Below are 23,459 nucleotides of genomic sequence, written 5' to 3' on the forward strand. Positions count from 1 at the left end.
GTACGGGTTCCGGTCAGCCCAGCGTGGCCAGTTCGTTGATCACGACGTTGGAGAGCAGGCGGCCGTCGGTCTGCACCCGGCGCAGGTACCACTTCTGCTGTGGGGTACGGGTCTGGTTGAACTGCCAGGTGCCGCGCGGGCTGTCCACCTGGCCGATCTTGCCGAGTGCCAGGTTGACCTGCTGCGGCGACGGGTTCGCGCCGGCCAGCCGGATCGCCTTGTCCAGCACCAGCGCGGCGTCGTAGGAGGCCATCGCGTACGTGGTGGGTGCCGAGTTGAACGTCTTCCGGTACGCCGAGGCGAAGATCCGGTTCGCGGTGCTGTTGAGGTCGGCCGAGTAGTTCAGCGCGGTCTCGATGCCGTGCGACTGGATCAGCTTGCGCTCGCGGCCCTTCTCCCCGTCGTCGAGCTGGTCGAGCGCGGTGCCCTCGGTGAGGAACCCGGGAGCGTAGATCGGTCCCCGGTAGCCCTGCGCGTAGAGCTGCTTGACGAACTGCACGGCCTGCGCGCCGGAGTAGTGGCAGAAGACCGCGTCCGGCTTGCGCCCGAGCGCCTTGCTGATCGGCCCGGAGTAGAGCGTCCGGGAGGGGTTGGGGTCGTCGTCGGTGAAGATCGGGTCCTCGGTGAGCCGGCGGCCCCGCTCGTACGTGCGCCGCAGGCCCTCGACGACGTCCTGGCTGCCCGGGCCGCGGGTGCCGAAGATGGCGATCCGGCTCGACGCGTCCAGCTTCTGGCGCAGGTACTCGCCGAGCGCCTCGCCGGGCTCGGTCAGCACGTACGACGTGCGCCAGATGTAGACCACGCCCTGGAGCGTCGACGGGGAGGCGTTGGAGCCGAGCAGCGGCACCCGGGCCTCTTCGACGGCATCCTTGATGCCGGTCATCACGGCCGGGTTGACCACGCCGGTGAGCGCGAGAACGCCCTCCTTGAGCAGCCGGTCGACGGCGGCCTTGCCGGTGGCGGCGGTGTCGCCCTCCTCGGCGGCCACGAGCGTGACCGGGTGGCCGGCGATCTGCTGGCCGCGCATGCTGAGGAAGAGCTGGAAGCCGTTCGTGATCTCGTCGCCGATGGCCTTGTTCGCCCCGCTGCCGGGCACGATCAGCCCGACTTTGATCGGGCTGCCGGATCCGGCCTGCTCCCCGGAGTCGTCCCCGGAGCCGCAGCCCGCCGCCAGTCCGGTGGTACCCAGCGCGGCCAGCAGTTGCAGCGTCCGCCTGCGGTTCATCTGTGCCACCGATTTCCTTCCCGACAGGGTGGCCATGGTGCACACCCCTTCGGCGTTCTACCTGCTCGGAGACGCTGCGTCAATGCCCTGAAGATCACCGTGAAGCGACCGCAACGCCTCGATCACCAGGGGCCAGGCGGTGGAATCCGGGGCGATGAGTCCGAAATGCTCGCATTCCGGCAGCTCAACGAGGGTGGCGGAGCCTCCGGCGGCCCGGTCGGCGGCCACCCAGGACCGGCTGATCGCCACCGGAACCTGGAGGTCCGCCTGGCCGTGAATGACTACCGTGCGTGTGCGAAAAGGCACCAATGATGATGGATCCGCCTCCGCGTACCGGTCCGGCACCTCCTCCGGGCCGCCGCCGAGCAGCGCGGCCACCGCACCCCCGTCCAGGTCCAGCCGGTACGCCTGAGCGAGGTCGGCAACCGGCGCCAGCGCGAGCACCCCGCCGACCGTCTCCGGGGCCTTCGCGGCCACGTACAGGGCCAGGTGCCCGCCTGCGGAGTGACCGACCAGGATCGGCGGCGCCGGCGCCACCCGGCCGGGCAGTGCGGCGGCGGCCAGCTCCGGCAGCGCGGCGATCCCGGCGCGGACGTCGGCCAGCGTGTGCGGCCAGCCACCGCCCGGCTGGCCGGTCCGGCGGTACTCGATCTGCGCGACCGGGTGGCCGAGCGCGGCGAGCGCCGCCGCCATCGGACCGGTGTGGGTAGGGTCGTACTCCGCCCGCCAGAAGCCCCCGTGCACCACGACCACCAGCGGCCGGGGTGGCCCGTCGCCGGCCGGCCGGCGCAGGTCGGCGCACTGGTCCGGATGGTCGCCGTAGGCGACTGTGGCATCCGGGGGCGGGGACGGGCGGGTCAGCACCTCGCGCGGGTCGGAGAGCATGCGGCGACGGTAGCGCCACCGGTCCGGCCGCGTGCACCTGGTTCGCGTGGGTAAAGATGGGTGCCATGACCGAAGCGCATTCCGCCGGACACGACGACGAACAGGGCAACGATGGGATCCCCGGCACCGTGGTGGTGGTCGGGCCGGACGGCCGCCCGGTCGGCACGGTGCAGACCGACGAGGACAAGGGCGAGGACCCGACCCGGCTGGTCGAGCAGCCGGCCAAGGTGATGCGGATCGGCAGCATGATCAAGCAGCTGCTGGAGGAGGTGAAGGCCGCGCCGCTGGACGACGCCAGCCGGAACCGGATGCGGGAGATCCACGAACGCTCGATCGTCGAGCTGAAGGAGGGCCTCGCCCCCGAGCTGCGCGAGGAGCTGGAGCGGATCTCGCTGCCGTTCACCGAGCAGCAGACGCCGAGCGAGGGCGAGCTGCGCATCGCACACGCCCAGCTCGTGGGCTGGCTGGAAGGGCTGTTCCACGGCATCCAGGCCGCGCTCGTGGCCCAGCAGATGGCCGCCCGCGTCCAGTTGGAGCAGATGCGTTCCGGCCGTCAGGCGCTGCCCAGCGGCCCGGGCGGCGTGATCCCGGGCATGCCCGGGATGCCCGGGAGCGCCGAGGGCCACGCGCCCGGCCAGTACCTGTGACCGCAGGCCGGGGCGCGTCGCGCGCCCCGGCCGCTCAGTCCACCCCGAAGACCTTCTCCAGGTACGCCGCCACGCCGTCCTCGGTGTTCGGCCCGGTGACCTCGTGTGCGATCTCCCGTACGGCCGGGTGGGCGTTGGCGACGGCCACCGCCCGTCCGGCCCAGGCCAGCATCGGCACGTCGTTCGGCATGTCGCCGAAGGCCAGCACGTCCCGCTCGTCGACGCCCAGCCGCTCCGCGTACCAGGCCAGGCCGGCCGCCTTCGTCACACCGGCGGCGGAGATCTCGATCAGCCCGCTGTACGACGAGTGGGTCGCCTCGGCCAGCCCTTCCAGCGCGCCCGCCACCACCCGGACGAACACGTCCGGGTCCTGGTCGCCGGCGCGGGCCAGCAGCTTCACCGCGGGCGCGGCGAGTAGCTCCTCGGGCGACTCGATCGCCCGGATCGCGTCGTGGTCGGCGTCCCAGCGCAGCGGGTAGTGCGCCTCGTGCCGCATCTGCCGGCTGTCCACGATCTCCACCGCGAAGCTGATTCCGGGCACCTCGGCGCGCAGCCGCCGGGCCACCTCGGCCAGCAGTTCCGGGGCGAACGGGTCGGCCCGCAGCACCTGGTCGGTGTGCGGGTCGTACACCACGGCGCCGTTCGCGCAGATGGCCGGCAGCGGCTCGGTGAGCTGCTCGTACACGAGTTGGAGCCAGCGGATCGGACGGCCGGTGACCAGGACCACCGGGGTGCCGGCGGCGGCGATGCGGGCCAGCACCGCGGCGGTACGCGGGCTGAGCGTCCGGTCGTCGCGCAGCAGCGTGCCGTCGATGTCGGAGGCGACGAGCCGAGGTGGATCTTCCATCATCGGGACAGTAGTCGGTCCAGGTAGACCGCGACGCCGTCGTCGTCGTTGCGCAGGGTGACCTCGTCCGCCGCGGCGCGCACCTCCGGGTGGGCGTTCGCCACCGCCACCCGGGCCCATCCCGCCCAGCCGAACATCGGCAGGTCGTTCGGCTGGTCGCCGAAGACCAGCACGTCCGCCGGGTCCACGCCGAGCCGCTCGGCGATCACGCTCAGGCCGCTGGCCTTGTCCGTGCGGGGCGGGCAGATCTCGATGAAGCCGAGCCCGGCCTGGGTGAGCGTGGCCACCTCCGGCGGCACGATCGCGCGGGCCGCGGCCAGCAGCTCGTCCACGTGGTGGTCGGCGGTCCGGGCGAACGCCTTGATGACGTCGCAGGACAGGCATTCCGTCCGGCTGCGCGCCTCGAACCGGTCCGGGTAGGGCCAGCTCGGGTGGTAGTCGCCCCACAACGGCGCGTCGTGCTCGTCCGACGCCTCCACCATCACCGTCAGCGGACCGACCGCCGCCTCCAGGTCGGTGAGGATCCGGGCCAGCACCTCGCCGGGCAGGCGCTCGTCGCGCAGCACCAGCGGCCCCTCGGGGTCGCTCTGGTCCACCACCCGGCCGCCGCCGGCCATCACCAGAAAGTCGGCGGCCCGGATGTCGTTGCGGGTGAGTTCGGTCAGGCGCGGTCCGCGGCCGGTCGCGCCGACCACCGGGATCCCGGCGGACCGCACCCGGTCCAGCACCCGATGGGTGTACGCGGAGACGGTCTCGTCGCTGCGGACGAGCGTGCCGTCGAGGTCGGTGGCGATCAGCTTGGGCAGTCCCGGGCGGGTCATGGTTCCTCCTTCGCCCGCCGCCGTCACGCCGGCCGACCAGGTCCTCGGGTGCCGCGACCATGGGACGGCGGGCAGCAACCGTATCTCGCGCGACGGGCGGCAACCACGGCTTTCCGGCGAATCGGCGGCGAAGCTCCGGTGGCCGGCGTACGCCCTGCCGGGCGTGGCTCAGCGGGACCGGCCGGGATCGGCGAACGGCGTCGTGGGCTGCACAGTCAGGTCCGCCGGGGCCGGGGGCAGATCGTCCTCGTCCGCCCGGCGGCCGTGGCCGGGCCGGTCCACGTCCGGCTCCTCGGCGCCGGGCGCCCGGCCGGCCAGGTACAGCGCGGCCGCCAGCAGCGCGACGGCGACGAACGCGCTGACCAGGCCGCGTCCGTGCTCGACCTGGAGGCGCTGCTCGCCGACGAAGAACAGGATGCGCCGGGCGATCTGTTCGAGGGAGGCGGCGGTCGCGACGAGCACCCCGAGCACGCCCGCGGCAAGGCCCAGCCCGGCCAGCCCGGCGTGCCGCCGTACGGTCGGGGCGCCGCGCAGCGTCAGCACCACCGCGACCGACAGCCCGAGCAGGCCCACCAGGTACGCCGTCCCGAGCCCGCCGATGTCGGAGATGCCGTTCGTCAGCCGGGTGGGTGTCTCGCCGCCCCGGACCTCGGCCGGCACCGCGATCACCAGCCACTCGCCGATCAGCGAGGCGACGGCGGCCACCGCGCCGAGCCCGGTGAGCACCGTCGGCAGGCGACGGTCCCGGCCCAGCGCGGCGAACGAGCGCCCGGCCCGGCCGGACGACTCCGGCTCGGTGTCGCCCCACTCGACGATCGTGGTGTCGTCGGACCGGTTGTCCTGCATGGGGATCCGCTTGTCCTGCCGGGGAACGGGGAGATCCTGCGACATGGCCACCCTTCCCGTGCGCGGGCCTGGGTCGAATCATGGCACAGCCCACGCCCACCGGCCGGGATCGCGACCCGAGGTCCGGTGCGGGGCGGCCCGCTTTCGGTTAGCGTCGGTGCCATGCCTATCCGTACCGCATCCGCTCGCTGGCAGGGCAACCTCACCGAGGGGTCCGGCACCGTCCGCACCGGCAAGGGCGGCCTGTCCGGCAACTACTCCTTCAAGTCGCGCTTCGAGGAGGGCGAGGGCACCAACCCCGAGGAACTGATCGGGGCCGCGCACGCCGGCTGCTTCTCGATGGCCCTCTCCAAGCAGCTCGCCGACGCCGGCGCCCAGGAGTCGGCAGTGGAGACCACCGCCAAGGTGCACTTCGACAAGACCGACGCCGGTATGACGGTGACCCGCATCGACCTGGAGACCGTGGGCCAGGTACCGGGCATCGACCAGACCGAGTTCACCAAGCTCGCCGAGGCGGCCAAGGAGAACTGCCCGATCTCCCGGCTGCTGTCCCCGGGCGCGCAGATCACGCTGAACGCCCGTCTGGCCTGACATCGCGTACGGCACGGCGGGGGTGTCCTGCGGGACGCCCTCGCCCTGCGGTGTGCCCGATCGGGAGGGAGTGACCGGGCCGCGTGGCTGTGGAGATGAGCCGGGACCGGTTCGAGGAACTGGTCGGCGAGGCGCTCGACGAGGTGCCCGAGGAACTGCTCGGGTTGATGAGCAACGTGGTCATCCTGGTGGAGGACGACCCGCCGCCGGGCGAGGACCTGCTCGGCCTGTACGAGGGACATGCCCTCACCAATCGCGGCTGGGACTACTCGGGCGTGCTGCCCGACCGCATCCTGATCTACCGCAACCCGATCCTGGCGATCTGCGACACCGACGACGACGTCGTCGAGGAGGTGGCGGTGACGGTGGTGCACGAGATCGCCCACCACTTCGGCATCGACGACGAGCGGCTGCACGCCCTGGGCTGGGGCTGACCGGCCTGCGGAGCGTCCCCGCCCGGCCGATTCCGGCGGTTGCGCCGGTCCCCTAACCTGCGGATCAGACCGATCTGATGCAGGAGGAAGACCCATGCGCAGCGCGCTGTTCTCCGCAGAGAACCTTGAGAAGGAGTCCCAGCAGCCGGGCATGAGGTTGCAGAACGCCAAGATGCTGAAGATCGAGCTGAACGGCGAGGCGATGGCCCGCGTCGGGTCGATGGTCGCCTACCAGGGGCAGGTGCACTTCCAGGCGCTCGGTTCCGGCGGCATCGGCAAGTTCATCAAGCAGCGGCTCACCGGTGAGGGCGTGCCGCTGATGAAGCTCTCCGGGCGCGGTGACGTCTTCCTCGCCGACTTCGCCAAGGACGTGCACATCATCGACCTGGAGCCGGGCGACGCGCTGTCCATCAACGGTTCCAGCGTGCTGGCGTTCGACCCGACCCTTCAGTACGACATCAAGATGGTGGGCGGCGCCGGTTTCGCGTCCTCCTCCGGCCTGTTCAACTGCGTCTTCACCGGGCACGGCCGGATCGCCATCACCACCAAGGGCACCCCTGTGGTGCTGAACGTGGACGCGCCGACGTACGTGGACCCGCAGGCGGCGGTCTGCTGGTCGGCGAACCTCCAGACCGGCTACCACCGAGCTGAGCAGCTCGGCCTCGGCACGCTGCTCGGCCGCAGCACCGGCGAGGCGTTCACGATGAGCTTCGCCGGGCAGGGCTTCGTGGTGGTCCAGCCCTCCGAGGAGCCTCCGGTGGCCGGCAGCGGCTCCCAGCAGCAGGGCGGCGTGCTCGGCGGCCTGCTTCAGTGACCCTCCGGTGCCCGGGGCGGCGAGGTCGCCCCGGGCCGGTCAGCTCAGCTCTCCGGCCCGTAGCCGGGCCACCCAGGCCGCCGCGTCGGCGTAGTCGGCGTCCGTGAGCCCGGGCGGCACCGGCGCCGGCTGCTCACCCACCGCCGTGCTCCAGCGGTGCCGGGGGTACGACCCCAGGAACCGCACGTCGGCGCAGACCCGGCGCAGCCCCTGCAACGCCTCGCCGAGGCGTACGTCGGCGACGTGCCCGGCGCAGTCCAGGAAGAACACGTAACGGCCGAGCGCCTCGCCGGTGGGGCGGGACTCGATCCGGGTCATGTTCACGCCGCGTACCGCCAGCTCCATCAGCACCGCCAGCAGCGCGCCCACCCGGTCGTGGGCGAGGAACACCGCGAGCGAGGTGAGGTCGTCGCCGGTGGGCGGCGGGGGCGGTCCGGGGCGGGCCACGAGCGCGAACCGGGTCACCGCGTCCGAGTGGTCGGCGATCTTGTCGGCGAGCACCGACAACCGGTGCCGGGTCGCCCCGATCGGGGCGCAGATGGCGGCGTCGTACTCGCCGCTGGCCGCCCCGGCCGCGGCGGCGCCGTTGGAGAGCACGTCGACCACTGTGGCGTCGGGCAGGTGCTCCCGCAGCCAGCCCCGGCACTGGGTGGACGCCTGCGGGTGGGCCGCGACGGCGCGGACGTCGGACAGCCCGCCGGCGCGGGCGGCCAGCACGAACTCCACCGGCAGGACCACCTCGCGGGTGATCACCAGCGGGTCGCCCTCGACCAGTTCGTCGAGCGTCACCCCGACCGCGCCGCCGATGGAGTTCTCCAGCGGCACCAGTGCCGCGTCCGCCTCTCCGGCGCGTACCGCGTCGAGCGCCTCGCCGACGCTGCGGGCGGGTGTGCGGTCCCCGCGCTCGGCGGCGGGCACGGTACGCAGCGCCTGCTCGGCGAAGGTGCCCTCGGGGCCCAGGTAGATGAAGCGGGTCGGCGGTGTTCCGGGCATGCCGACCAGCCTACGCACCTGGCGTGCCGTCGCAGGCCAGGGTGCGGATGCCGGCCGGCGCCACGGTCCGTACCTCGACGCCGCACACGTCGGTGCCGGCGGTGACCAGCCTCGGCGTGCCGGTCTCGCCCCGGGTGACCACCTGCAACTCCTCGTGCCCGGGGACCGTCAGCACTGTGTACTGCCAGCCGTCGGCGCAGAGCGGACCGGTCGTCACGGTGACCCGGACGTCGCGGGGCAGCACGCCTGCGGAGCCGCGCAACAGCGCGACTATCCGGTCGCCGGAGGGCCGCCCCCGGCAGGGCGCCGCCGACGACGGCACGGACGGGGCGAGCGTGGGCGGGAGGACCGGCGCCGGTGGGGTCGGGGTGGCGCTCGGGGTCGGCGTGGCGGACGCCGTCCGGGCCGGGCCGGGCGTCGCGGCGGCGGATGGTGGTGCGCGCAGCTCGGGCGGGGTGCCGCAGGCGGTGAGGGCGAGCAGCATCAGCAGCGCCAGCGGGCGGTGGCGGTGGCGGCGGGGGTGCGGGGTGCCTGGCACGGTGTGCGTCCTCGACATCGAGGGGTGTCGTCGTGTTGCGGGGCCGAGGTCATCGTAGGAGGTCGACCGGCCCGGGTGAAGCACACCGGGTCCCGTCGCGGGGGTCAGACCGCGGAGAGGAAGGTGAGCGAGCCGGCCACCGCGCCGTCGGTGAGCACCGGCGTGGAGATGGCGTCGACCGTCCGGCCGGCGTGGGAGCCGGGCCCCTGCACGCGCAGCAGGCCGCGGGCGAGCCGCCCGGAGTGCAGCGCGAGCAACGGCGGGATCTTGTCGGTCTCCTGCTCGGTCAGCTCGCTCGGTCTGGCCGTGAAGTCGACCAGGCGCAGGCCGCCCTCCAGCAGGGGCAGGCCGATCACGTCCTCCGGGGCGCCCAGGCAGAGCAGGCCGCAGCCGGACGAGGAGATCGCCACGACAGTGGTGCCGGCGTCGATCAGCAGGCACGGCTCGGCGGCCCGGGAGACCATGCCGGACCACTGCCCGAAGTTGTCGGACTCCTGCTCGGTGGATGCCGCGGGCGCGAACACTTCCGAGAGTGAGAGTTCGACGTGGGCCACCGCGCCTCCTATGTACACCGACCGTCTGTCCACGCTAGCCGGTCGGTGCGGCGGAAGCATCGGCTGCCGGGCGGCCGGCGACGGCGCGGACCGACGGAACCAGTCGGGGGCGGTGCCGGGGGCCGCGTGGCGTCGCCGGAGACGTTACCGGCGGGCGGCCCGCTTGTCAGCGGCCGTTCGGCCCTCGTCATACCACCGGTAGTCGGCGGATGGACGGTACGTGCCGTTGAACCAGGTCGCCGGTGCCTGGGCGACGCGGGAGAGCTTCTCGGCGGTGGCCGGGCTGATCCGGTTTCCGCCGGCCACCAGCAGGCGATCCAGCTCGCGGTGGGTGGCCATGAGGCAGTCCTTCGGCAGGCCGTAGACGCTGATCACCCCGGAGCCGACGAACGTCAGCACCGGGGTAACCGGGATCGGCAGGCCGACCGCGTCGGAGAGGGCCTTGCTGGCCCGCTTGGCGTCCCGGCGTGCCTCCGCCACGTACGGCGGGCGCTTGCCGTTGATCTGGACCACGTCTCCGGCCACCAGCACCCGGGCCCGGCCGTGGTCGGCGATGGTGACCGCGAACAGGCCGCTCGGCCCGATGGCCAGGAACCCGGCGCGGTCGTCGCCGCCGCGGTCGAGCAGCATCTCGGCCGGGTCCGTCCGGGGCCATTCGATGACGTGCCAGGCGGGACCGAGGTGGTCGAGTTGGCCCAGGGCGCGGGCCCCGGCCGCTTCCAACCGGCGGGCCCCCCGCTCCGCCCGGCGACGCCGGGCCCACTCCAATGGAGTCGGTCGGGCCGGTTCGAGCACCGAGGTGGGCTCGACCCGGGAGTGCGGCACCGTGTGGGGCGGCAGTGCCCTACTCGATACGGCTCGACGAGCGGGAAAGACAGTCATCGCGACCTCCGGCAAAAGGTCTCTCGAAGTTATGTCTCCACTACCCTACGTTGCGCCCCCGGGGGCTCGGCAAGTTGGACCGCCGGAGTGAGTGCGGATGAATGCCATATTCATTCACACTTCTTTTCCGGATGCTGCGCAAGCCTGCCCTAGGCTGCGGGGGTGACCCACTATGTGGACAGCGAAGTCGCCCGCCTCGGGACGGTGCTGCTGCACCGTCCGGGACCGGAACTGGCCCGCCTCACCCCACGCAACAACGACAGTCTCCTGTTCGACGCTATCCCATGGGTGGGACGCGCGCAGGAGGAGCACGACGCGTTCGCGGCGGCGCTGCGGTCCCGCGGGGTCGAGGTGCTCTATCTGGTCGACCTGCTGGTCGAGACGCTCGCCGTGGCCGACGCCCGGGCCGAGCTGACCGAGCAGGTGCTGCGGTCCCGCCGGCTCGGCCACACCCTGCGGCGCCGGGTCGCCGACCATCTGACGTACCTCGACCCGGCCGGGCTGGCCGACGTGCTCACCGCCGGGCTGGCCCACGAGGAACTGCGGATCGGCGCCGACCGCCCCGGCGGTCTGGTCTGGACGCTGATGAACCGGCACGACTTCGTCATCGACCCGCTGCCCAACCTGCTGTTCACCCGCGACTCGTCGGTCTGGATCGGCGACCGGGTCGGTGTGACCAGCCTGGCCATGCCGGCCCGGCGGCGGGAGACCACGCTCACCGACGCCATCTACCGCTACCACCCGCGCTTCGCCGGCACCGAGTTCGTCTACCACCCCCGGCTGGAGCACCTGGAGGGCGGCGACGTGCTGCTGCTCGCGCCAGGAGTGCTCGCCGTCGGCGTCGGCGAGCGCACCACCCCGGCCGGCGCGGAACGGCTGGCCCGGCAGGTGTTCGCGGCCGGCCTGGCACACACCATCCTGGTGGTGCCGATCGCGCAGGAACGCGCCACCATGCACCTGGACACGATCTGCACGATGGTCGACGCCGACGCCGTGCTGATGTACCCGAACGTCGCCGACGAGCTGTCCGCGTACACGGTCATCGCCGGCGCGGACGGCGACGACCTGCGGGTCGACGGGCCGGCGCCGTTCCTGCGGGCCGCTGCCGACGCGATGGACCTCGACCAGCTCCGGGTGATCGACACCGGCCTCGACCCGGTCACCGCCGAACGGGAGCAGTGGGATGACGGCAACAACACGCTCGCGCTCGCGCCCCGGCTCTGCGTCGGCTACGAGCGCAACGTGGAGACCAACGCGCAACTGGAACGGGCCGGCATCGAGGTGATCGCCATCGCCGGGTCGGAGCTGGGCTCCGGGCGGGGCGGCCCGCGCTGCATGTCCTGCCCGCTGGTGCGGGAGAAGGGCGGGGCCGCCTGACCCGGAGACGTCAGCGCAGCGTCAACTGGCGGCCGAGCAGGCCCTGGCGGGCCCGGCGGCCGGCCGCGTCGAGTGGCTCCCGCTCCGCGACCGCCTCGGCGTAGCGCTTGGCGAACTCCGCCACCGGCGCCTCCCACTCGGCGGCCGGGGTGTCCTCCGGCAGGTCCCAGACCGGCGCCAGCCGCCCGTGCGCCCGGAACATGCCCGCGAACTTCGTGTCGTCGCCGAGCGTCAGCGCGCCCGCCGCGGCCAGCCGGGACAGCGCGTCCAGCGCGGCGTCCTCGTCCTCCGCCAGGACCAGGCGAACGTGGGCCTTCTCCGGCACCTGGCACCAGTACGCGGCCCGCGCGGCGGCCAGCTTGACGGTCGGGTAGATGGCCGAGTTGGCTCGCTCCAGGGACGCCTGCACATTCGGGTCGTCGGCCGCGCCCGGGTCGAGCCAGAAGTCGAACCCGTCGTGCATGCTGATCTCCAGCGGGCCGTCCATCAGGATGTCCTGGAGGCGGGGGCCCGGCCCGGGCAGCGGCGGCACGCTCACCTGGCCGCCCGGCTCGGTGCGCAGCGCGGAGATCAGCGCGTCGGCCAGGTCCCGGGAGACGTCGCCGGACTGCTGGTGCCGCTGCAGGCCGATGAAGACCCGCCCGTCCGGCTTGGTGATCGCCGGGGCGGCCATCGGCAGCACCGTGGCCAGCGTGACCGGCCGGTCGCCGTACTCCTCGATCAGGTCCGGGGTCAGCCGCAGCGGCGCGGACGCGGCCGGGACCAGCTCGCGCAGGGCGATCCACTCCGGCTCGTCGGCCAAGCCCTCGAACGGCCGGGGCACGAAGACGTCGCGTACCTTCTCCCGCTTCGGGGTGGCCTCGACGGCCCGCTGGTTCTTCCGACGCTTGCTCATGCGCCCGCTCCGCTCCGCTCGCTCATGGCGAGACAGCCTAGATGCCGAGCCCCGGCGGTGGGGGCCGGACCCGGCTGTCGCGTCGGTCAGCCGGCGGCGACCAGGTCCGTCCGCTGCGCCGGGACCGGGTCGAACCGGGCCCACACGCTCTGGCCCAGACCGTCGCGCTCCACCCCCCAGCCGCTGGCGAGCCCGGCGACGATGTGCAGCCCGCGCCCGTCGGCCGCGTCCGGCGAGGCGGTACGCATGCACGGGCCGGCCCCGGTGTCGCCGTCGGTGACCCGTAGCTCGATGCTCGGTCCCCGCTCGGTCGGGCGTAGCCGCCAGGCGACCCGCAGTTCCTTCCCCGCCCGTGAGCGCCCCGGGTCAGCCCCGGGGCAGCCGCACCTCTGCGACCGTACCGCCACCGTTTCTAGGCCGTAGGGATACCCATCCTTTCTGCTGTTCAACGATCTGGCGAACGAGATAGAGGCCGAGCCCGGCCCCGGGATAGCGGCGGCGGTCGCCGGACTCCCCCTGCCAGAACCGTTCGAAGGCCCGCTCCACGTGTTCCGGGCGGATGCCGATGCCCCGGTCGGCCACCCGGAACGAGACGGTCCGCTCGTTCGCCTCGGCGGTGATCTCGATCGGCGTGTCCGGCAGCGAGTACTTTCCGGCGTTGGTGCCCAGTTCGGTGAGTACCGTGGCGAGGCTGTGCCGGTCGCCGAGCGCCTTCGGCAGGTCGGCGGGCAGGTCGAGCACGACCCGGTGCCGGACGTCGGCCGGCAGGTCGGTCACCGCCGCGCGCAGCGCGTCGACCAGGTCGAACGGCGCGGTCGGCTCACCGCCGGGGCGGTTCTCGGTGGCGGCGGTCAGCAGTCGGTCGACCAGGCGGGCCAGCTCGTTCGCGCGCTGGCCGATGATCCGGGCGGCCTGCCTGCGGTCGCCGTCGCTCAGCGAGTCCCAGTGGTCGGTGAGCGTGTCCGCGTACCCCTTGATGACGGTGACCGGGGTACGCAGCTCGTGGCTGGTCACCGCGACGAACAGATCCCGGTCGTGGTCGCGCCGCTGCTGGTCGGTGGTGTCGCGGAAGGTGACCACGCGCAGCGCGTTCGGGCCGGGCAGCTCGCCGGAGGTGATCCGCAGCCAGCGGCCGTCGGGCAGCCGGTGGTCGAGCACATGGCCGGGCGGCGGCAGCGGGAACGGCAGCGGGCGGCTCAACGCCTCGTCCGCCGGCCGGCCGGTGACCTGGACCGCGGCCGGGTTCCAGAGCCGGACCCGCCCGTCCCGGTCCACCACCGCCAGCCCGTCGGCGAGCGCCGCCACGACCGGGCCGTCCCCGTGCACCGGCAGACCGGTCTGGTCGCCGTACATGTGGGCGACGCACGCGGCGATGTAGCCGATGACGGCCCGTTGCGAGGGTTGCAGCGGCTCGCCCAGCGGGTAGAGCGCGTGCAGGCTGCCGACTGTGAGCCCGCCGATCTCGGCGCGCGCCACGATCATCCGGCAGAGACCACGGCCGGCGACCTCGTCGGCGAGCGCGCCCGGGATCGCGTCGACCCGGACCTCCCGTACCGGCGGGCCGGCGAGCAGGCAGACGGTGGCCGGATCGCTGGCGGGCAGCGGGCGGCCGAGCACGAACTCGGCGTTGCCGGTCGCCGCGATCACCCGTCCACCGGCCGGGGTGAACTCCACGAAGACCAGGCCGGCCGCGCCGACCGTCGGCTGGACCTCGCCGAGCAGGCGGGTGAGCACGGCGAGACCGGACTCGCCGGAGTTGATCATATTGATCACTGCGGTGTGGCCGGCGATGAAGGCGGGGTAGTCGGTTCGCTCCGGCATGCCCCGAGTGTGCCGCGCCGTGCGCGTCGGGGACACCCCCGGCCGGTCGACCGTCCCCCCGTACCGATCGACGGGACTCACCGGCCCAACCGGGCCAGCGCGTGGGCCGGCCGGTCCGTGATCACCCCGTCCACGCCCGCTTCGAGCACGAGTTCCAGGTCCTCCGGCTCGTTGACGGTCCAGACGTACACCGAGTTGCCGGCGGCGCGCAGCGAGGGGACCAGGCGCGGGCGGGCCCGGACGAGAGCCACGCCGGGACCGGCGATCCGGGTGCCGAACGGCAAACGGCCCAGCGGCAGCAGGCGCGGCAGGACCTCCAGCAGCAGCACCGTGGGCAGCGCCGGCGCGAGTTCCCGGATCCGGCGTACGGCGAACGGCGAGAACGACATCGCGGTCACCTGGACGGGATGGTCCGGGCGCGGCTCGGCCAGCCCGTACCGGCGCAGCAACTCGACCAGGCGGCGCTCCACCTCGCCCCGATAGCGCGACGGGTGCTTGGTCTCGATCAGCAGCCGGACCCGCCGCCCGGCGGCCAGCACCGCGTCGAGCAGCCGTTCCAGCGTGAGCAACCGGGTGTGCGACTCGTCCAGCGGCACGTCGTCCTCGGCGAGCGCCGCGGCCCGGTGCCAGGAGCCGAAGTCGAGCGCCTCCAGCTCGGCGAGCGTTCGCGCGCTGACCAGCCCACGGCCGTTGCTGGTGCGGTCCAGCCGGCGGTCGTGGACGCAGACCAGGTGCCCGTCGCGGGTCAGCCGGACATCGCACTCCAGCCCGTCCGCGCCCTCGTCCAGGGCGCGCAGGTAGGCGGCGAGCGTGTGCTCCGGCAGGTCGTACGAGGCGCCGCGATGGGCGAAGACCAGGGGGGCGGTCACGGACGCGTCACCGGCTCAGGCGACCCGGCCCGGCTGCCCGTCGTCGGTGACCACCGGACGACCGGCGGCGGCCCAGTCGCCCATCCCGCCGTCGACGTTGCGCACCTGGTCCCAGCCGTTGCGCATGAGGTAACCGACCACCTGGGCGGACCGTCCGCCCGAACGGCAGATCACCGCCACGTCGCGGTCCTGCGGGATCTCGGCGATCCGGGCGGGCAACTCGGTCATCGGCAGGTGATGGGCGGCCGGCGCGTGGCCGGCGGCCCACTCGTCGTCCTCCCGGACGTCGAGCAGGTAGACGTCGTCGGGCACGGCCGACGCGGGCACGCTGGGTAGTGAGGCTCCGAACACGGTAACCAAGCCTAGTCGCCCGAGCCGCTCACAGCCGGTTGACCCAGCGCGGGTTCGCGCCGGCCCACTGCGGCACGCGCGTGTCGCGCAGCGCGGTGAACAGCCCGCCGCCGCCGTCGTCGTCCAGCACCACGTACGAGACGCCGTCGATGGTCTGCGGGTAGGAGGGCACCTGGACCCCGCGCAGGGCGTCCGCGGGCAGGCCGCGCAGCGCGAACAACAGCTCGTCCAGGGGTACGCCGTTGGTGTCCACGGTCAGCGCCCCGCCCGCCGCGCGCAGCACCCGGTCCAGCTTGACCGGGTCGTTGCGCAGCCGCGTCTGGCCGGCCCGGTCGACCATCGCCCGCAGCATCTGCTGCTGGTGCCGCTGCCTGTCGTAGTCGCCGCCGGGCAGGTCGTAGCGCTGCCGTACGTAGTCGAGCGTCCGCGCGCCGTCCATCTGCTGGCAGCCGGCGTCGAACTGGTGCTGGGTGTGGATCGAGCGCACCGGCGTGTCCACGCACATCCGGATGCCGCCGAGCTGGTCGATCACCTGCTTGAAACCGGAGAAGTCGACGAGCGCCGCGCCGTCGAAGCGGATCCCGGTGAGCCGGCTCAGGGTGGCGCTGAGCAGCCGCGCGCCGCCCTCACCGCCGCCGCCGTGCTCGTACGCGGCGTTCACCTTGTCCTGGCCGCCGGGGAAGCCGGGCGTCGCGGGGAGCGCCACCAGCAGGTCGCGCGGCACGGAGATCAGGTACGCCTGCCGCATCCCGGCCGGCACGTGCACGATCAGGATGCTGTCGGAGCGCTGGTCGTCCGGGCTCGCGCCGGGCCGGTGGTCCGAGCCGATCAGCAGGTAGTTGAGTGCGCCGTCCAGGTCTGTCCGCTTCTTCCGGGCGGCCGGGTCGAGCAGTTGCTCCTTGGCGACCGTGCGGTCGTAGCGTGAGCTGAGCCAGCGCAGACCGGCGACGCCGAGCGTGGCGAGCAGCACCAGGGCGAGCCCGGCGCCGAGCAGGATCCGCGCCCAGCGGGCGGGTCCACCCCGCCCGCGTCGGTTCCGTGCTGGCCTGGACGTGACGATCCCCCCGTAGCCGCGACATGAGACCCGCTCACGTCCAGGGTACGGGGGATCGGCCGACCGGTATCGCTTTCGCGCAGGTCAGAACGTCATTTACGGGTGGAGAGGACGTCCGGGTTGTTCACCACGAACTCGGCCAGCTTGTCGTCCTTGACCGCCTGGAACATGTCCATGCTGAGCTGGTTGAGCACCTCGCGGTTGTTGCCGTTGCCGTTGAAGGTGCCACCGTTGGTCCGCAGGGTGACGAGGTCGTTGCCGGTCACACCCTTCATCGTGAAGATGAAGTCCTCGATCGATACGCCGCCGGTGTCCAGCACGAACGCCTTGCCGGCCGCCTTGATGAGCCCGTTCAGCTTGATCGGGTTGGTCAGCGTACCGCTCTCGGAGGCCTTCTTGGCCATCGCCTTGATCAGCTGCTGCTGGTTCTGCTGGCGGTCGTAGTCGCCGTTGCGGAGGGTCTTGCGCTGCCGGGAGTAGTCGAGCGCCTGCCAGCCCTCCATCTCCTGGCAGCCCTTCTTGTACGTCACCGGCTTGCGCTGCTTGCCGGTCTTCTTGGCGTCCGCGTTCCACATCGGCTTGCCGTCGACGTACGACATGTGCAGGGAGGAGACCTCCTCGGTCACGCAGATCCGCACCGATCCGAGCTCGTCGATGACGTTCTTGAATCCGCCGAAGTTGATGATCGCGGCCCCGTCGAAGCTGATCCCGGTCATCCCCTTGATGGTCTTGGCCATCATCTGGGCGCCGCCCTCCCAGCCGCCGCCGTTGCGCGCGCCGATCTGGAAGGCGGAGTTGATTTTGTCGGTGCCGCCCCTGAAGCCGTTCTTGGACGCCGGGATGTGCGCCTCGGTGTCACGCGGAATCGAGATCAGGTAAGCCTGGTCGTGGCTGGCCGGAATGTGCAGCACGATGATCGTGTCGGCCCGGACGTCGTCGGCGGCCCAGCGGGCACGCGCGTCCACGCCGAGCAGCAGCATGTCGATCGGGCCTTCGAGGTTGTTGCCGCCCTCGGCCTTGGTCTTGCCCGCCTCGCCGAGCAGGTTGCGCTGGGCGATGTTGCTGGTGGCCTGACCGATGACCGCCTTGCTGCCGACGATCGCCACGCCACTCGTCACCATCAGCACCGCGCCGAGCACGAGCGTGAGCTTCGCCCAGAGCGGGTCCTTGCGCTTGGTGCGCTTCTTCTTGCCACCGCCGGGACCGCGACCGCCGGAACCGGGCTGTGGGGGGATGACCGGAGGAACCCGCCCGGATGATCCGGGTCCCGGTGAGTGGGTGCGACGGCTGGTCTGGACCGGCATGCGTGCTCCAGCTCGGTGATCGGGGGCGGGACCACTTTACGTACTGGTTCTCGTTTATGCGACCTCGTAGAGCGGCAATTCCCGTCAATCCCGGCAGCACCCTCGGGGTGTGGCCGAACGGGCAGGAGTAAGGAGCCGGTCGGCGGTTGGCCTCCGTGGTGGCGAGGGATCCAGCGCGCGACACCGGTCATGCCGTGCCGGCGTCAGCCGCCCGCGCTGTCGCCCGAATCCTTCTGGTTGGCCTGCATCCACTCGGCCATCCGGTCCGCGGCGATCGCCTTGTACATCGCCAGCGCCTTCTCCCGATCGGACACCACCACCGACTGGCCGTCGATGGTCTGGCCGCCCAGGTGCGGGCTGGTGACGAACGTCAGGTTCTCGCCCCGCAGGCTGCGGAACTGCACTGCCATGTCGGTCAACGAGAAGCCCTGGTCGACCGTGACGGCGGCGGTCACCGCCTTGAGGAAATCGTTGAGCTTCTTCGGGTTGGTGAGCGTCCCGGTGCTCGCCGCCTTGTCCATCAGCGCCTTCAGGAACTCCTGCTGGTGCCGCATCCGGGCGAAGTCGCCGTCCGGGAACTGCTTGCGCTGCCGGACCCAGTCCAGCGCCTCGGCGCCGTTCATGTGGTTCACGCCCTTGGTGAACGTCCGGTACGGCTTGTGGATCGAGGTGATGGTCCGCTCCACCTTGAGGTCGACCCCGCCCAGCGCGTCGGTGACCTCCTTGAACCCGCCGAAGTCGATGGCCATCACGTGGTCTATCCGTACGTCGGTGAAGCACTCGACGGTCTTCACCGCGAGGGGCAGGCCGCCGAACGCGAACGCCGCGTTGATCTTGTTGCGGGAACCGGAGTCGCAGGACGCGCCGGCGCTCTCCGGGATCGGCACGTACAGGTCGCGCGGCACCGAGACCAGATAGGCGCGCTTGTGGTCGGCCGGGATGTGCATGACGATCACGGTGTCCGCGCGCCACTTGCCGGAGCCGTCGACCGGGGCGTCCGGATCACGCGAGTCGCTGCCGACGAGCAGGATGTTGAACGCGCCGTCGACCTGCTTGGCCGGCCGGCCCCCGGTGAGTCCGGCGAACGGGTCGGTACGCGCCAGGTCGTCGTCCAGGTTGCGGGCGTAGAACCAGGCGCCGAGGCCGCCGAGCAGCGCCAGCACCAGCACCGCGACGCCGGCCACCAGGCCGATGCGCCCCCAGCGCGGCCGGGGACCACGCCGGCCGGACCCGCCCGGACCGCCGCCGCCCGGACCACCGGGACCGGCCGGACCCGCCGGGCCGCCGGGACCGCCGGAGCGGGGTGCCTCGTCGTGTGCGGGGTACCACCTGGCTTCCGAGGGCCGGGTACGCCCGGTGGCGGCCCGGCCGGAGCCGGGAACCGGTGCGCGGCCCGCGCCCCGGTTCAGGTGTCGGGGGAGCGGTGCGCCGGCAGACGAGGTCGCTGACATGTAACCGAGGGTAGGTCGGCCGGGCCACCGACGCCCTCGTACGCGCGCCGATGTCAGCCGGGTCCTCGGCGGGTTCAGTACCCGAGACGCTCGCGGAAGTACTCGATCGTGCGTCGGAGGCCGTCCTCTGGCGTGACGCTCGGCTCGTATCCGAGCAGTTCGCGCGCGAGGGTCAGGTCCGGGCGGCGCATCTCCGGGTCATCGGAGGCGCGAGTGATGTAGCTCACCTCGGACCTGCTTCCGGTGAGTGACACGATCGTCTCGGCCAGTTGCCGCATCGACATCTCGTGCTCGGTGCCGCAGTTGATCGGCCCGGTCTCGGTCGAGTCCAGCAGCAGCAGGATGCCGCGCACCAGATCGTCGACGTAGCAGATCGACCGGGTCTGGTTGCCGGTGCCGTGCACCGTGATCGGCTCCCCGCGCAGCGCCTGGGAGATGAACGTCGGAATGGCCCGGCCGTCGTCCGGGCGCATCCGCGGGCCGTACGTGTTGAAGATCCGCACGATCGCCGTGTCGGTGCCCCGGCTGCGGTGGTAGGCCATGGCGGCCGCCTCGGAGAACCTCTTCGCCTCGTCGTAGACGCTCCGGATGCCGATCGGGTTGACGTTGCCCCAGTACGTCTCGCGCTGCGGGTGCTCCTTCGGGTCGCCGTACGCCTCGGAGGTGGAGGCCATCAGGAACCGCGCGCCGTCGTCGGTGGCCCGCTCCAGCAGCGCCAGCGTGGCCACCGAGCCGACCCGGAGGATCTCCACCGGCAGCTTTTCGAAGTCGGTGGGGCTGGCCGGGGACGCCATGTGCAGGATCGCGTCGAACCGCTCGGTCATCGCCGGGTGGTGCGGCAGGCCGTCGGAGATGTCCGCCTCGACGAGCGTGAAGGTCGGCTTGTCCAGCAGGTGGGCCACGTTGTCCTTGGACCCGGTGACGAAGTTGTCCAGCACCACGACGGTGCAGCCGCGCTCGACGAGCCGGTCGACCAGGTGGGACGGGACGAAACCGGCGCCGCCGGTGACGAGGATGCGGTGTCCGGTACCGAAGCGGGGAGCGACCTTCATGGCGGTCAGCCTATACACGCGAGGCGGGGCCCCCGCGTAAGGCAGGGGCCCCGCTCCACCGTGGTGATCAGTGGGCGCCGGCTCCGGTGAGCGAGCGCACCTCCAGTTCCGCGTACTTCTCCTCGTCGTTCTCCTTCGACAGGATCGTGCCGAGCCAGCCGCACAGGAAGCCGAACGGGATCGAGATGATGCCCGGGTTGGACAGCGGGAACCACTGCCAGTCGTGCTCGGGGAACATCGCCGTCGCCGCGCCGGAGACGACCGGGGAGAAGAAGACCAGCACCACGGCGGCGAGCAGGCCGCCGTAGATCGACCAGACCGCCCCGGAGGTGTTGAACCGCTTCCAGAACAGGCTGTAGAGGATCGCCGGCAGGTTGCCCGAGGCGGCCACCGCGAACGCCAGCGCCACCAGGAACGCCACGTTCAGGTTCTGCGCGAAGATCGACAGGACGATCGAGACCGCGCCGATCACCAGCGCGGAGATCCGGGCGACGTTCACCTCCTGCCGCTCCGACGCCTCACCGTTCTTCATCACGTTGGCGTAGAAGTCGTGCGCCAGGCTCGACGACGACGCCAGGGTGAGCCCGGCGACCACCGCGAGGATCGTGGCGAACGCGACCGCCGCGATGATCGCCAGTAGTGTCGCCCCGCCCAGGTTCCCGCCGAAGAAGTCCATCCCCAGTGCCTCGGCGAGCTGTGGGGCCGCGGTGTTGCCGGCCTTGTCCTGCGCGGTGATCGCCTGCCCGCCGACGATCGCCGCCGCGCCGAAGCCCAGCGCCAGGGTCAGCAGGTAGAACGCGCCGATGATGCCGATCGCCCAGAGCACGCTCTTGCGGGCCGCCCGCGCGGTCGGCACGGTGTAGAAGCGGATCAGGATGTGCGGCAGGCCGGCCGTGCCGAGGACCAGCGCGATGCCCAGCGAGAGCAGGTCCATCTTGCTGTAGAACGTCTTCAGCGCGTCGCCGGGTGTCTCCACGCCGTAGCGCAGCCCGGGTTCGAGGAAGGACGCTCCCTTGCCCGACGCGGCCGCCGCGTCACCGAGCAGCGACGACAGGTTGAACTTGTACTTGGCGAGCACCAGCAGCGTCATCAGCAGCGCGCCGCCCATCAGCAGGAACGCCTTGACGATCTGCACGTACGTGGTGCCCTTCATGCCACCGACCGTCACGTAGATGATCATCAGAGCGCCGACCATGATGATGGTGGCGACCTTGGCGGTGCCGGCGTCCATGCCGAGGAAGGTGGTGCCCGGCTTGATACCGAGCAGCAGGGCGACGAGCGCACCCGCGCCGACCATCTGGGCCAGCAGGTAGAAGATCGAAACGGTGATGGTGGAGACCGCCGCCGCGGTCCGGACCGGCCGCTGCCGCATCCGGAACGCCAGCACGTCCGCCATCGTGTAGCGGCCGGAGTTCCGCAGCAGCTCGGCGACCAGCAGCAACGCCACCAGCCAGGCGACCAGGAAGCCGATCGAGTAGAGGAAGCCGTCGTAGCCGTACAGCGCGATGATGCCGGCGATGCCCAGGAAGGACGCCGCCGACATGTAGTCGCCGCCGATCGCCATGCCGTTCTGGAAGCCGGAGAAGGAACGGCCGCCGGCGTAGAAGTCGGTGGCGGTCTTGGTCTGCCGGCTGGCCCAGACGGTGATCGCCAGCGTGATCGCCACGAACACCAGGAACAGCGTGATGGTGAGGTTCCGGGCGGTGGTGCTGCCCGCCTCAGCCGCGAGGACCGTGTTCATGGGTCACCTCCCCCATCTCGTCGCGGATCCGGTCGGCGACCGGGTCGATCCGGCGGTTGGCGAACCGCGAGTAGAGCCAGGCGATGACGAACGTGGAGACGAACTGGAGCAGGCCGAAGACCAGGGCGACGTTGATGTTGCCGATCAGCTTCGTGCCCATGAATCCCCGCGCGTACGCGGAGAGGATGACGTAGAGCGCGTACCACAGGAAGAACGCGACGGTCATCGGGAAGACGAAGCCGCGCAGAGTGCGCCGCAACCCGGCGAACTCGTCCGACCGCTGGACGGCGAGGTACCGTTCCGCCGCCGACTCGGCGGGTGCGGACGCGGGTGTGTCCGTGGACATCTGTGGATCACCACCTTCGCAAGGCGTGGGGAGTTTCGCGCACCGTAGAGAGCGCGCTCCCGGCCCCGGAAGGCTCCGCCGCCCGGCGGCGAACGGCTGCGCCGAACGGCACCTCCACTGCGCCCAGTGACCCACATCACTCCGCTAACCGGTCGCCCCCCCCCGCGCTCTGCCCAACCGCAAAGCCCTCACCCCCGGGGGCGTCGGGCGTGCAGGGGGCTCAGTGGGGGAGGTCGTGGTAGCGGCCTCGGTAGTGGAGCAAGGGGGGTGTCTCCCCGGGCAGGTCCACCGACTCGATGGTGGCCTCGACCAGCAGGCTCCAGCCGTACTCCCGGGCGGCGGTGAGGCGGCAGCCCGCCCACCCGCCGGCGTCCGCGGGCACCGGGCCGTACGGCGTCCCGGTCCAGGCGTCCAGGGCGAACAGGCCGCCGGGCGACGGGAAGAGGCCGGCGAAGCGGTCGGCGAGCTGCCGGTGCCGCGGGCCCAGCGGGGCCACCGCGAACCGCCCGGCCTCCTCGATCGCCGCCCACAGGTCGGACTCCGGATCGATCAGCCCGAGCAGCCGGTCCGGCTCCCCCTCGGCCACGAGCGTGGAGGAGACGGTCAGCCCGGCCGGGCCGGGCGCGGTCCAGAGCGTCACCGGAGAAGCCAGCCGGCCGCGCAGCCGCCGTGCCGGCGAGCGTTGCGCGGCCGGTGCCGCGAACGGATCGGTGGAATGGATCTCGGCGCCCGGCTCTGGATTCACGTGAAACATTGTGCCGCCCGGGCCGCCCGGTCCTGCGGCGACCGCGCCGCTCGCCGGTGCGCCCTACGCTGCCGGGTATGTCTCTCATACCCCCGCAGAAGCTCGCCCAGGAACGGGTCGTCAGCGCCGACGCCATCGTCGGGGGCCGGGTCGACCTGCGGCTCTATCCGCACCGGCACCTGGTGATCGCCTGCGCTACCTCCTGGGGTCGCAAGAGCTTCCAGCCACTCATGGAGGCGATCGAGCACCTGTCGAACTACGGCTGGGAGCTGATCAACATCACGAGCGTCGGCGAGAGCAGCATTCTCTACGCGGCGATGCGCCGGACCGCCTGAGCGTTACCGGCCGGGGACCGCTGAGACCCGCCGTACCGGTC

At 72.1% G+C, this 23,459-nt stretch carries 26 protein-coding genes and 1 pseudogene; 6 read left to right on the forward strand and 21 right to left on the reverse strand.

Going from position 1 to position 23,459, the window contains the following annotated elements:
* Window positions 1-13: 13 nt before the first annotated feature.
* Window positions 14-1,234, reverse strand: a complete 1,221-nt coding sequence (locus tag ACFYON_RS18430; protein WP_354866581.1) for an ABC transporter substrate-binding protein — start codon at window positions 1,232-1,234, stop codon at window positions 14-16.
* Window positions 1,235-1,282: 48 nt separating this feature from the next.
* Complete coding sequence (locus ACFYON_RS18435; RefSeq protein ID WP_387320953.1) at window positions 1,283-2,110, reverse strand: alpha/beta hydrolase family protein; 828 nt, start codon at window positions 2,108-2,110, stop codon at window positions 1,283-1,285.
* Between the two features lie 56 nt (window positions 2,111-2,166).
* Here ACFYON_RS18435 and ACFYON_RS18440 point away from each other — a divergent pair, with 56 nt between their 5' ends.
* Entirely contained in the window at window positions 2,167-2,757 is a 591-nt protein-coding gene (locus tag ACFYON_RS18440; RefSeq protein ID WP_354866585.1) for a bacterial proteasome activator family protein, read from the forward strand.
* Between the two features lie 34 nt (window positions 2,758-2,791).
* Here ACFYON_RS18440 and ACFYON_RS18445 read toward each other — a convergent pair whose 3' ends face one another.
* The 3 genes from ACFYON_RS18445 to ACFYON_RS18455 form a co-directional block, all read right to left on the reverse strand.
* The gene (locus ACFYON_RS18445; protein WP_354866587.1) at window positions 2,792-3,604 is read right to left on the reverse strand and encodes an HAD family hydrolase; all 813 of its coding nucleotides are present in this window, start codon (window positions 3,602-3,604) and stop codon (window positions 2,792-2,794) included.
* The gene (locus ACFYON_RS18450) at window positions 3,604-4,425 is read right to left on the reverse strand and encodes an HAD family hydrolase (RefSeq protein WP_354866589.1); all 822 of its coding nucleotides are present in this window, start codon (window positions 4,423-4,425) and stop codon (window positions 3,604-3,606) included. Before ACFYON_RS18450 ends, ACFYON_RS18445 begins: the two co-directional genes overlap by 1 nt.
* Window positions 4,426-4,593: 168 nt before the next feature.
* The gene (locus ACFYON_RS18455; protein ID WP_354866591.1) at window positions 4,594-5,316 is read right to left on the reverse strand and encodes a hypothetical protein; all 723 of its coding nucleotides are present in this window, start codon (window positions 5,314-5,316) and stop codon (window positions 4,594-4,596) included.
* Between the two features lie 117 nt (window positions 5,317-5,433).
* Between ACFYON_RS18455 and ACFYON_RS18460 the strand changes: the two genes are divergently transcribed.
* The 3 genes from ACFYON_RS18460 to ACFYON_RS18470 all read left to right on the forward strand — a co-directional run bounded on the left by ACFYON_RS18460 (window position 5,434) and on the right by ACFYON_RS18470 (window position 7,110).
* A complete protein-coding gene (locus ACFYON_RS18460) occupies window positions 5,434-5,862 on the forward strand; it encodes an OsmC family protein (protein WP_354866593.1) in 429 nt (142 codons plus the stop codon).
* A gap of 89 nt (window positions 5,863-5,951) precedes the next feature.
* Complete coding sequence (locus ACFYON_RS18465; RefSeq protein ID WP_354866782.1) at window positions 5,952-6,296, forward strand: metallopeptidase family protein; 345 nt, start codon at window positions 5,952-5,954, stop codon at window positions 6,294-6,296.
* A 94-nt stretch (window positions 6,297-6,390) separates the two neighbouring features.
* Window positions 6,391-7,110: an AIM24 family protein gene (locus tag ACFYON_RS18470; RefSeq protein WP_354866595.1), complete on the forward strand. Its 720-nt coding sequence runs from the start codon at window positions 6,391-6,393 to the stop codon at window positions 7,108-7,110.
* A gap of 39 nt (window positions 7,111-7,149) precedes the next feature.
* On the opposite strand, the gene pheA is transcribed toward ACFYON_RS18470, so the two are convergent.
* The 4 genes from pheA to ACFYON_RS18490 all read right to left on the reverse strand — a co-directional run bounded on the left by pheA (window position 7,150) and on the right by ACFYON_RS18490 (window position 10,077).
* Window positions 7,150-8,103: a prephenate dehydratase gene (gene pheA, locus ACFYON_RS18475; RefSeq protein ID WP_354866597.1), complete on the reverse strand. Its 954-nt coding sequence runs from the start codon at window positions 8,101-8,103 to the stop codon at window positions 7,150-7,152.
* 10 nt (window positions 8,104-8,113) lie between these two features.
* Entirely contained in the window at window positions 8,114-8,659 is a 546-nt protein-coding gene (locus ACFYON_RS18480; RefSeq protein WP_387188641.1) for a hypothetical protein, read from the reverse strand.
* Between the two features lie 86 nt (window positions 8,660-8,745).
* Complete coding sequence (locus ACFYON_RS18485) at window positions 8,746-9,195, reverse strand: hypothetical protein (RefSeq protein WP_354866598.1); 450 nt, start codon at window positions 9,193-9,195, stop codon at window positions 8,746-8,748.
* 144 nt (window positions 9,196-9,339) lie between these two features.
* A complete protein-coding gene (locus tag ACFYON_RS18490; protein WP_355093742.1) occupies window positions 9,340-10,077 on the reverse strand; it encodes a hypothetical protein in 738 nt (245 codons plus the stop codon).
* A gap of 162 nt (window positions 10,078-10,239) precedes the next feature.
* Between ACFYON_RS18490 and ACFYON_RS18495 the strand changes: the two genes are divergently transcribed.
* Window positions 10,240-11,454 carry an arginine deiminase gene (locus ACFYON_RS18495; protein WP_354866602.1) on the forward strand — a complete coding sequence of 405 codons (1,215 nt, stop codon included), beginning with the start codon at window positions 10,240-10,242 and terminating at the stop codon, window positions 11,452-11,454.
* A gap of 10 nt (window positions 11,455-11,464) precedes the next feature.
* Here the strand turns inward: ACFYON_RS18495 and ACFYON_RS18500 are convergent, their stop codons facing one another.
* The 12 genes and pseudogenes from ACFYON_RS18500 to ACFYON_RS18555 all read right to left on the reverse strand — a co-directional run bounded on the left by ACFYON_RS18500 (window position 11,465) and on the right by ACFYON_RS18555 (window position 23,092).
* Complete coding sequence (locus ACFYON_RS18500) at window positions 11,465-12,349, reverse strand: DUF5926 family protein (protein WP_355093746.1); 885 nt, start codon at window positions 12,347-12,349, stop codon at window positions 11,465-11,467.
* Between the two features lie 86 nt (window positions 12,350-12,435).
* Window positions 12,436-12,696 (reverse strand): annotated as a pseudogene (locus tag ACFYON_RS18505) (ATP-binding protein); the annotation flags it as partial.
* Between the two features lie 19 nt (window positions 12,697-12,715).
* The gene (locus ACFYON_RS18510) at window positions 12,716-14,170 is read right to left on the reverse strand and encodes an ATP-binding protein (RefSeq protein ID WP_354866606.1); all 1,455 of its coding nucleotides are present in this window, start codon (window positions 14,168-14,170) and stop codon (window positions 12,716-12,718) included.
* A 77-nt stretch (window positions 14,171-14,247) separates the two neighbouring features.
* The gene (locus ACFYON_RS18515) at window positions 14,248-15,039 is read right to left on the reverse strand and encodes a glycerophosphodiester phosphodiesterase (protein ID WP_387320955.1); all 792 of its coding nucleotides are present in this window, start codon (window positions 15,037-15,039) and stop codon (window positions 14,248-14,250) included.
* A 15-nt stretch (window positions 15,040-15,054) separates the two neighbouring features.
* Entirely contained in the window at window positions 15,055-15,390 is a 336-nt protein-coding gene (locus ACFYON_RS18520; RefSeq protein WP_013289303.1) for a rhodanese-like domain-containing protein, read from the reverse strand.
* A gap of 28 nt (window positions 15,391-15,418) precedes the next feature.
* Window positions 15,419-16,360, reverse strand: a complete 942-nt coding sequence (locus tag ACFYON_RS18525; protein ID WP_354866610.1) for an LCP family protein — start codon at window positions 16,358-16,360, stop codon at window positions 15,419-15,421.
* Between the two features lie 176 nt (window positions 16,361-16,536).
* On the reverse strand, window positions 16,537-17,748 hold the full coding sequence (locus ACFYON_RS18530) for an LCP family protein (RefSeq protein WP_354866612.1): 1,212 nt from the start codon (window positions 17,746-17,748) through the stop codon (window positions 16,537-16,539).
* Window positions 17,749-17,951: 203 nt separating this feature from the next.
* Entirely contained in the window at window positions 17,952-19,199 is a 1,248-nt protein-coding gene (locus tag ACFYON_RS18535) for an LCP family protein (RefSeq protein ID WP_354866614.1), read from the reverse strand.
* A 74-nt stretch (window positions 19,200-19,273) separates the two neighbouring features.
* Window positions 19,274-20,251: an NAD-dependent epimerase/dehydratase family protein gene (locus tag ACFYON_RS18540; RefSeq protein ID WP_354866616.1), complete on the reverse strand. Its 978-nt coding sequence runs from the start codon at window positions 20,249-20,251 to the stop codon at window positions 19,274-19,276.
* Between the two features lie 67 nt (window positions 20,252-20,318).
* Window positions 20,319-21,992, reverse strand: a complete 1,674-nt coding sequence (locus ACFYON_RS18545; protein ID WP_354866618.1) for a cation acetate symporter — start codon at window positions 21,990-21,992, stop codon at window positions 20,319-20,321.
* Window positions 21,970-22,338, reverse strand: coding sequence for a DUF485 domain-containing protein (locus tag ACFYON_RS18550; protein ID WP_354866620.1), 369 nt, complete (start codon window positions 22,336-22,338; stop codon window positions 21,970-21,972). Before ACFYON_RS18550 ends, ACFYON_RS18545 begins: the two co-directional genes overlap by 23 nt.
* A gap of 220 nt (window positions 22,339-22,558) precedes the next feature.
* Window positions 22,559-23,092, reverse strand: a complete 534-nt coding sequence (locus ACFYON_RS18555; protein ID WP_354866622.1) for a flavin reductase family protein — start codon at window positions 23,090-23,092, stop codon at window positions 22,559-22,561.
* A gap of 68 nt (window positions 23,093-23,160) precedes the next feature.
* Between ACFYON_RS18555 and ACFYON_RS18560 the strand changes: the two genes are divergently transcribed.
* Entirely contained in the window at window positions 23,161-23,418 is a 258-nt protein-coding gene (locus tag ACFYON_RS18560; RefSeq protein ID WP_354866624.1) for a hypothetical protein, read from the forward strand.
* The last annotated feature ends 41 nt before the right edge of the window (window positions 23,419-23,459 follow it).

It is taken from the genome of Micromonospora sp. NPDC005686, from assembly GCF_042871665.1.
Lineage (GTDB): Bacteria > Actinomycetota > Actinomycetes > Mycobacteriales > Micromonosporaceae > Micromonospora.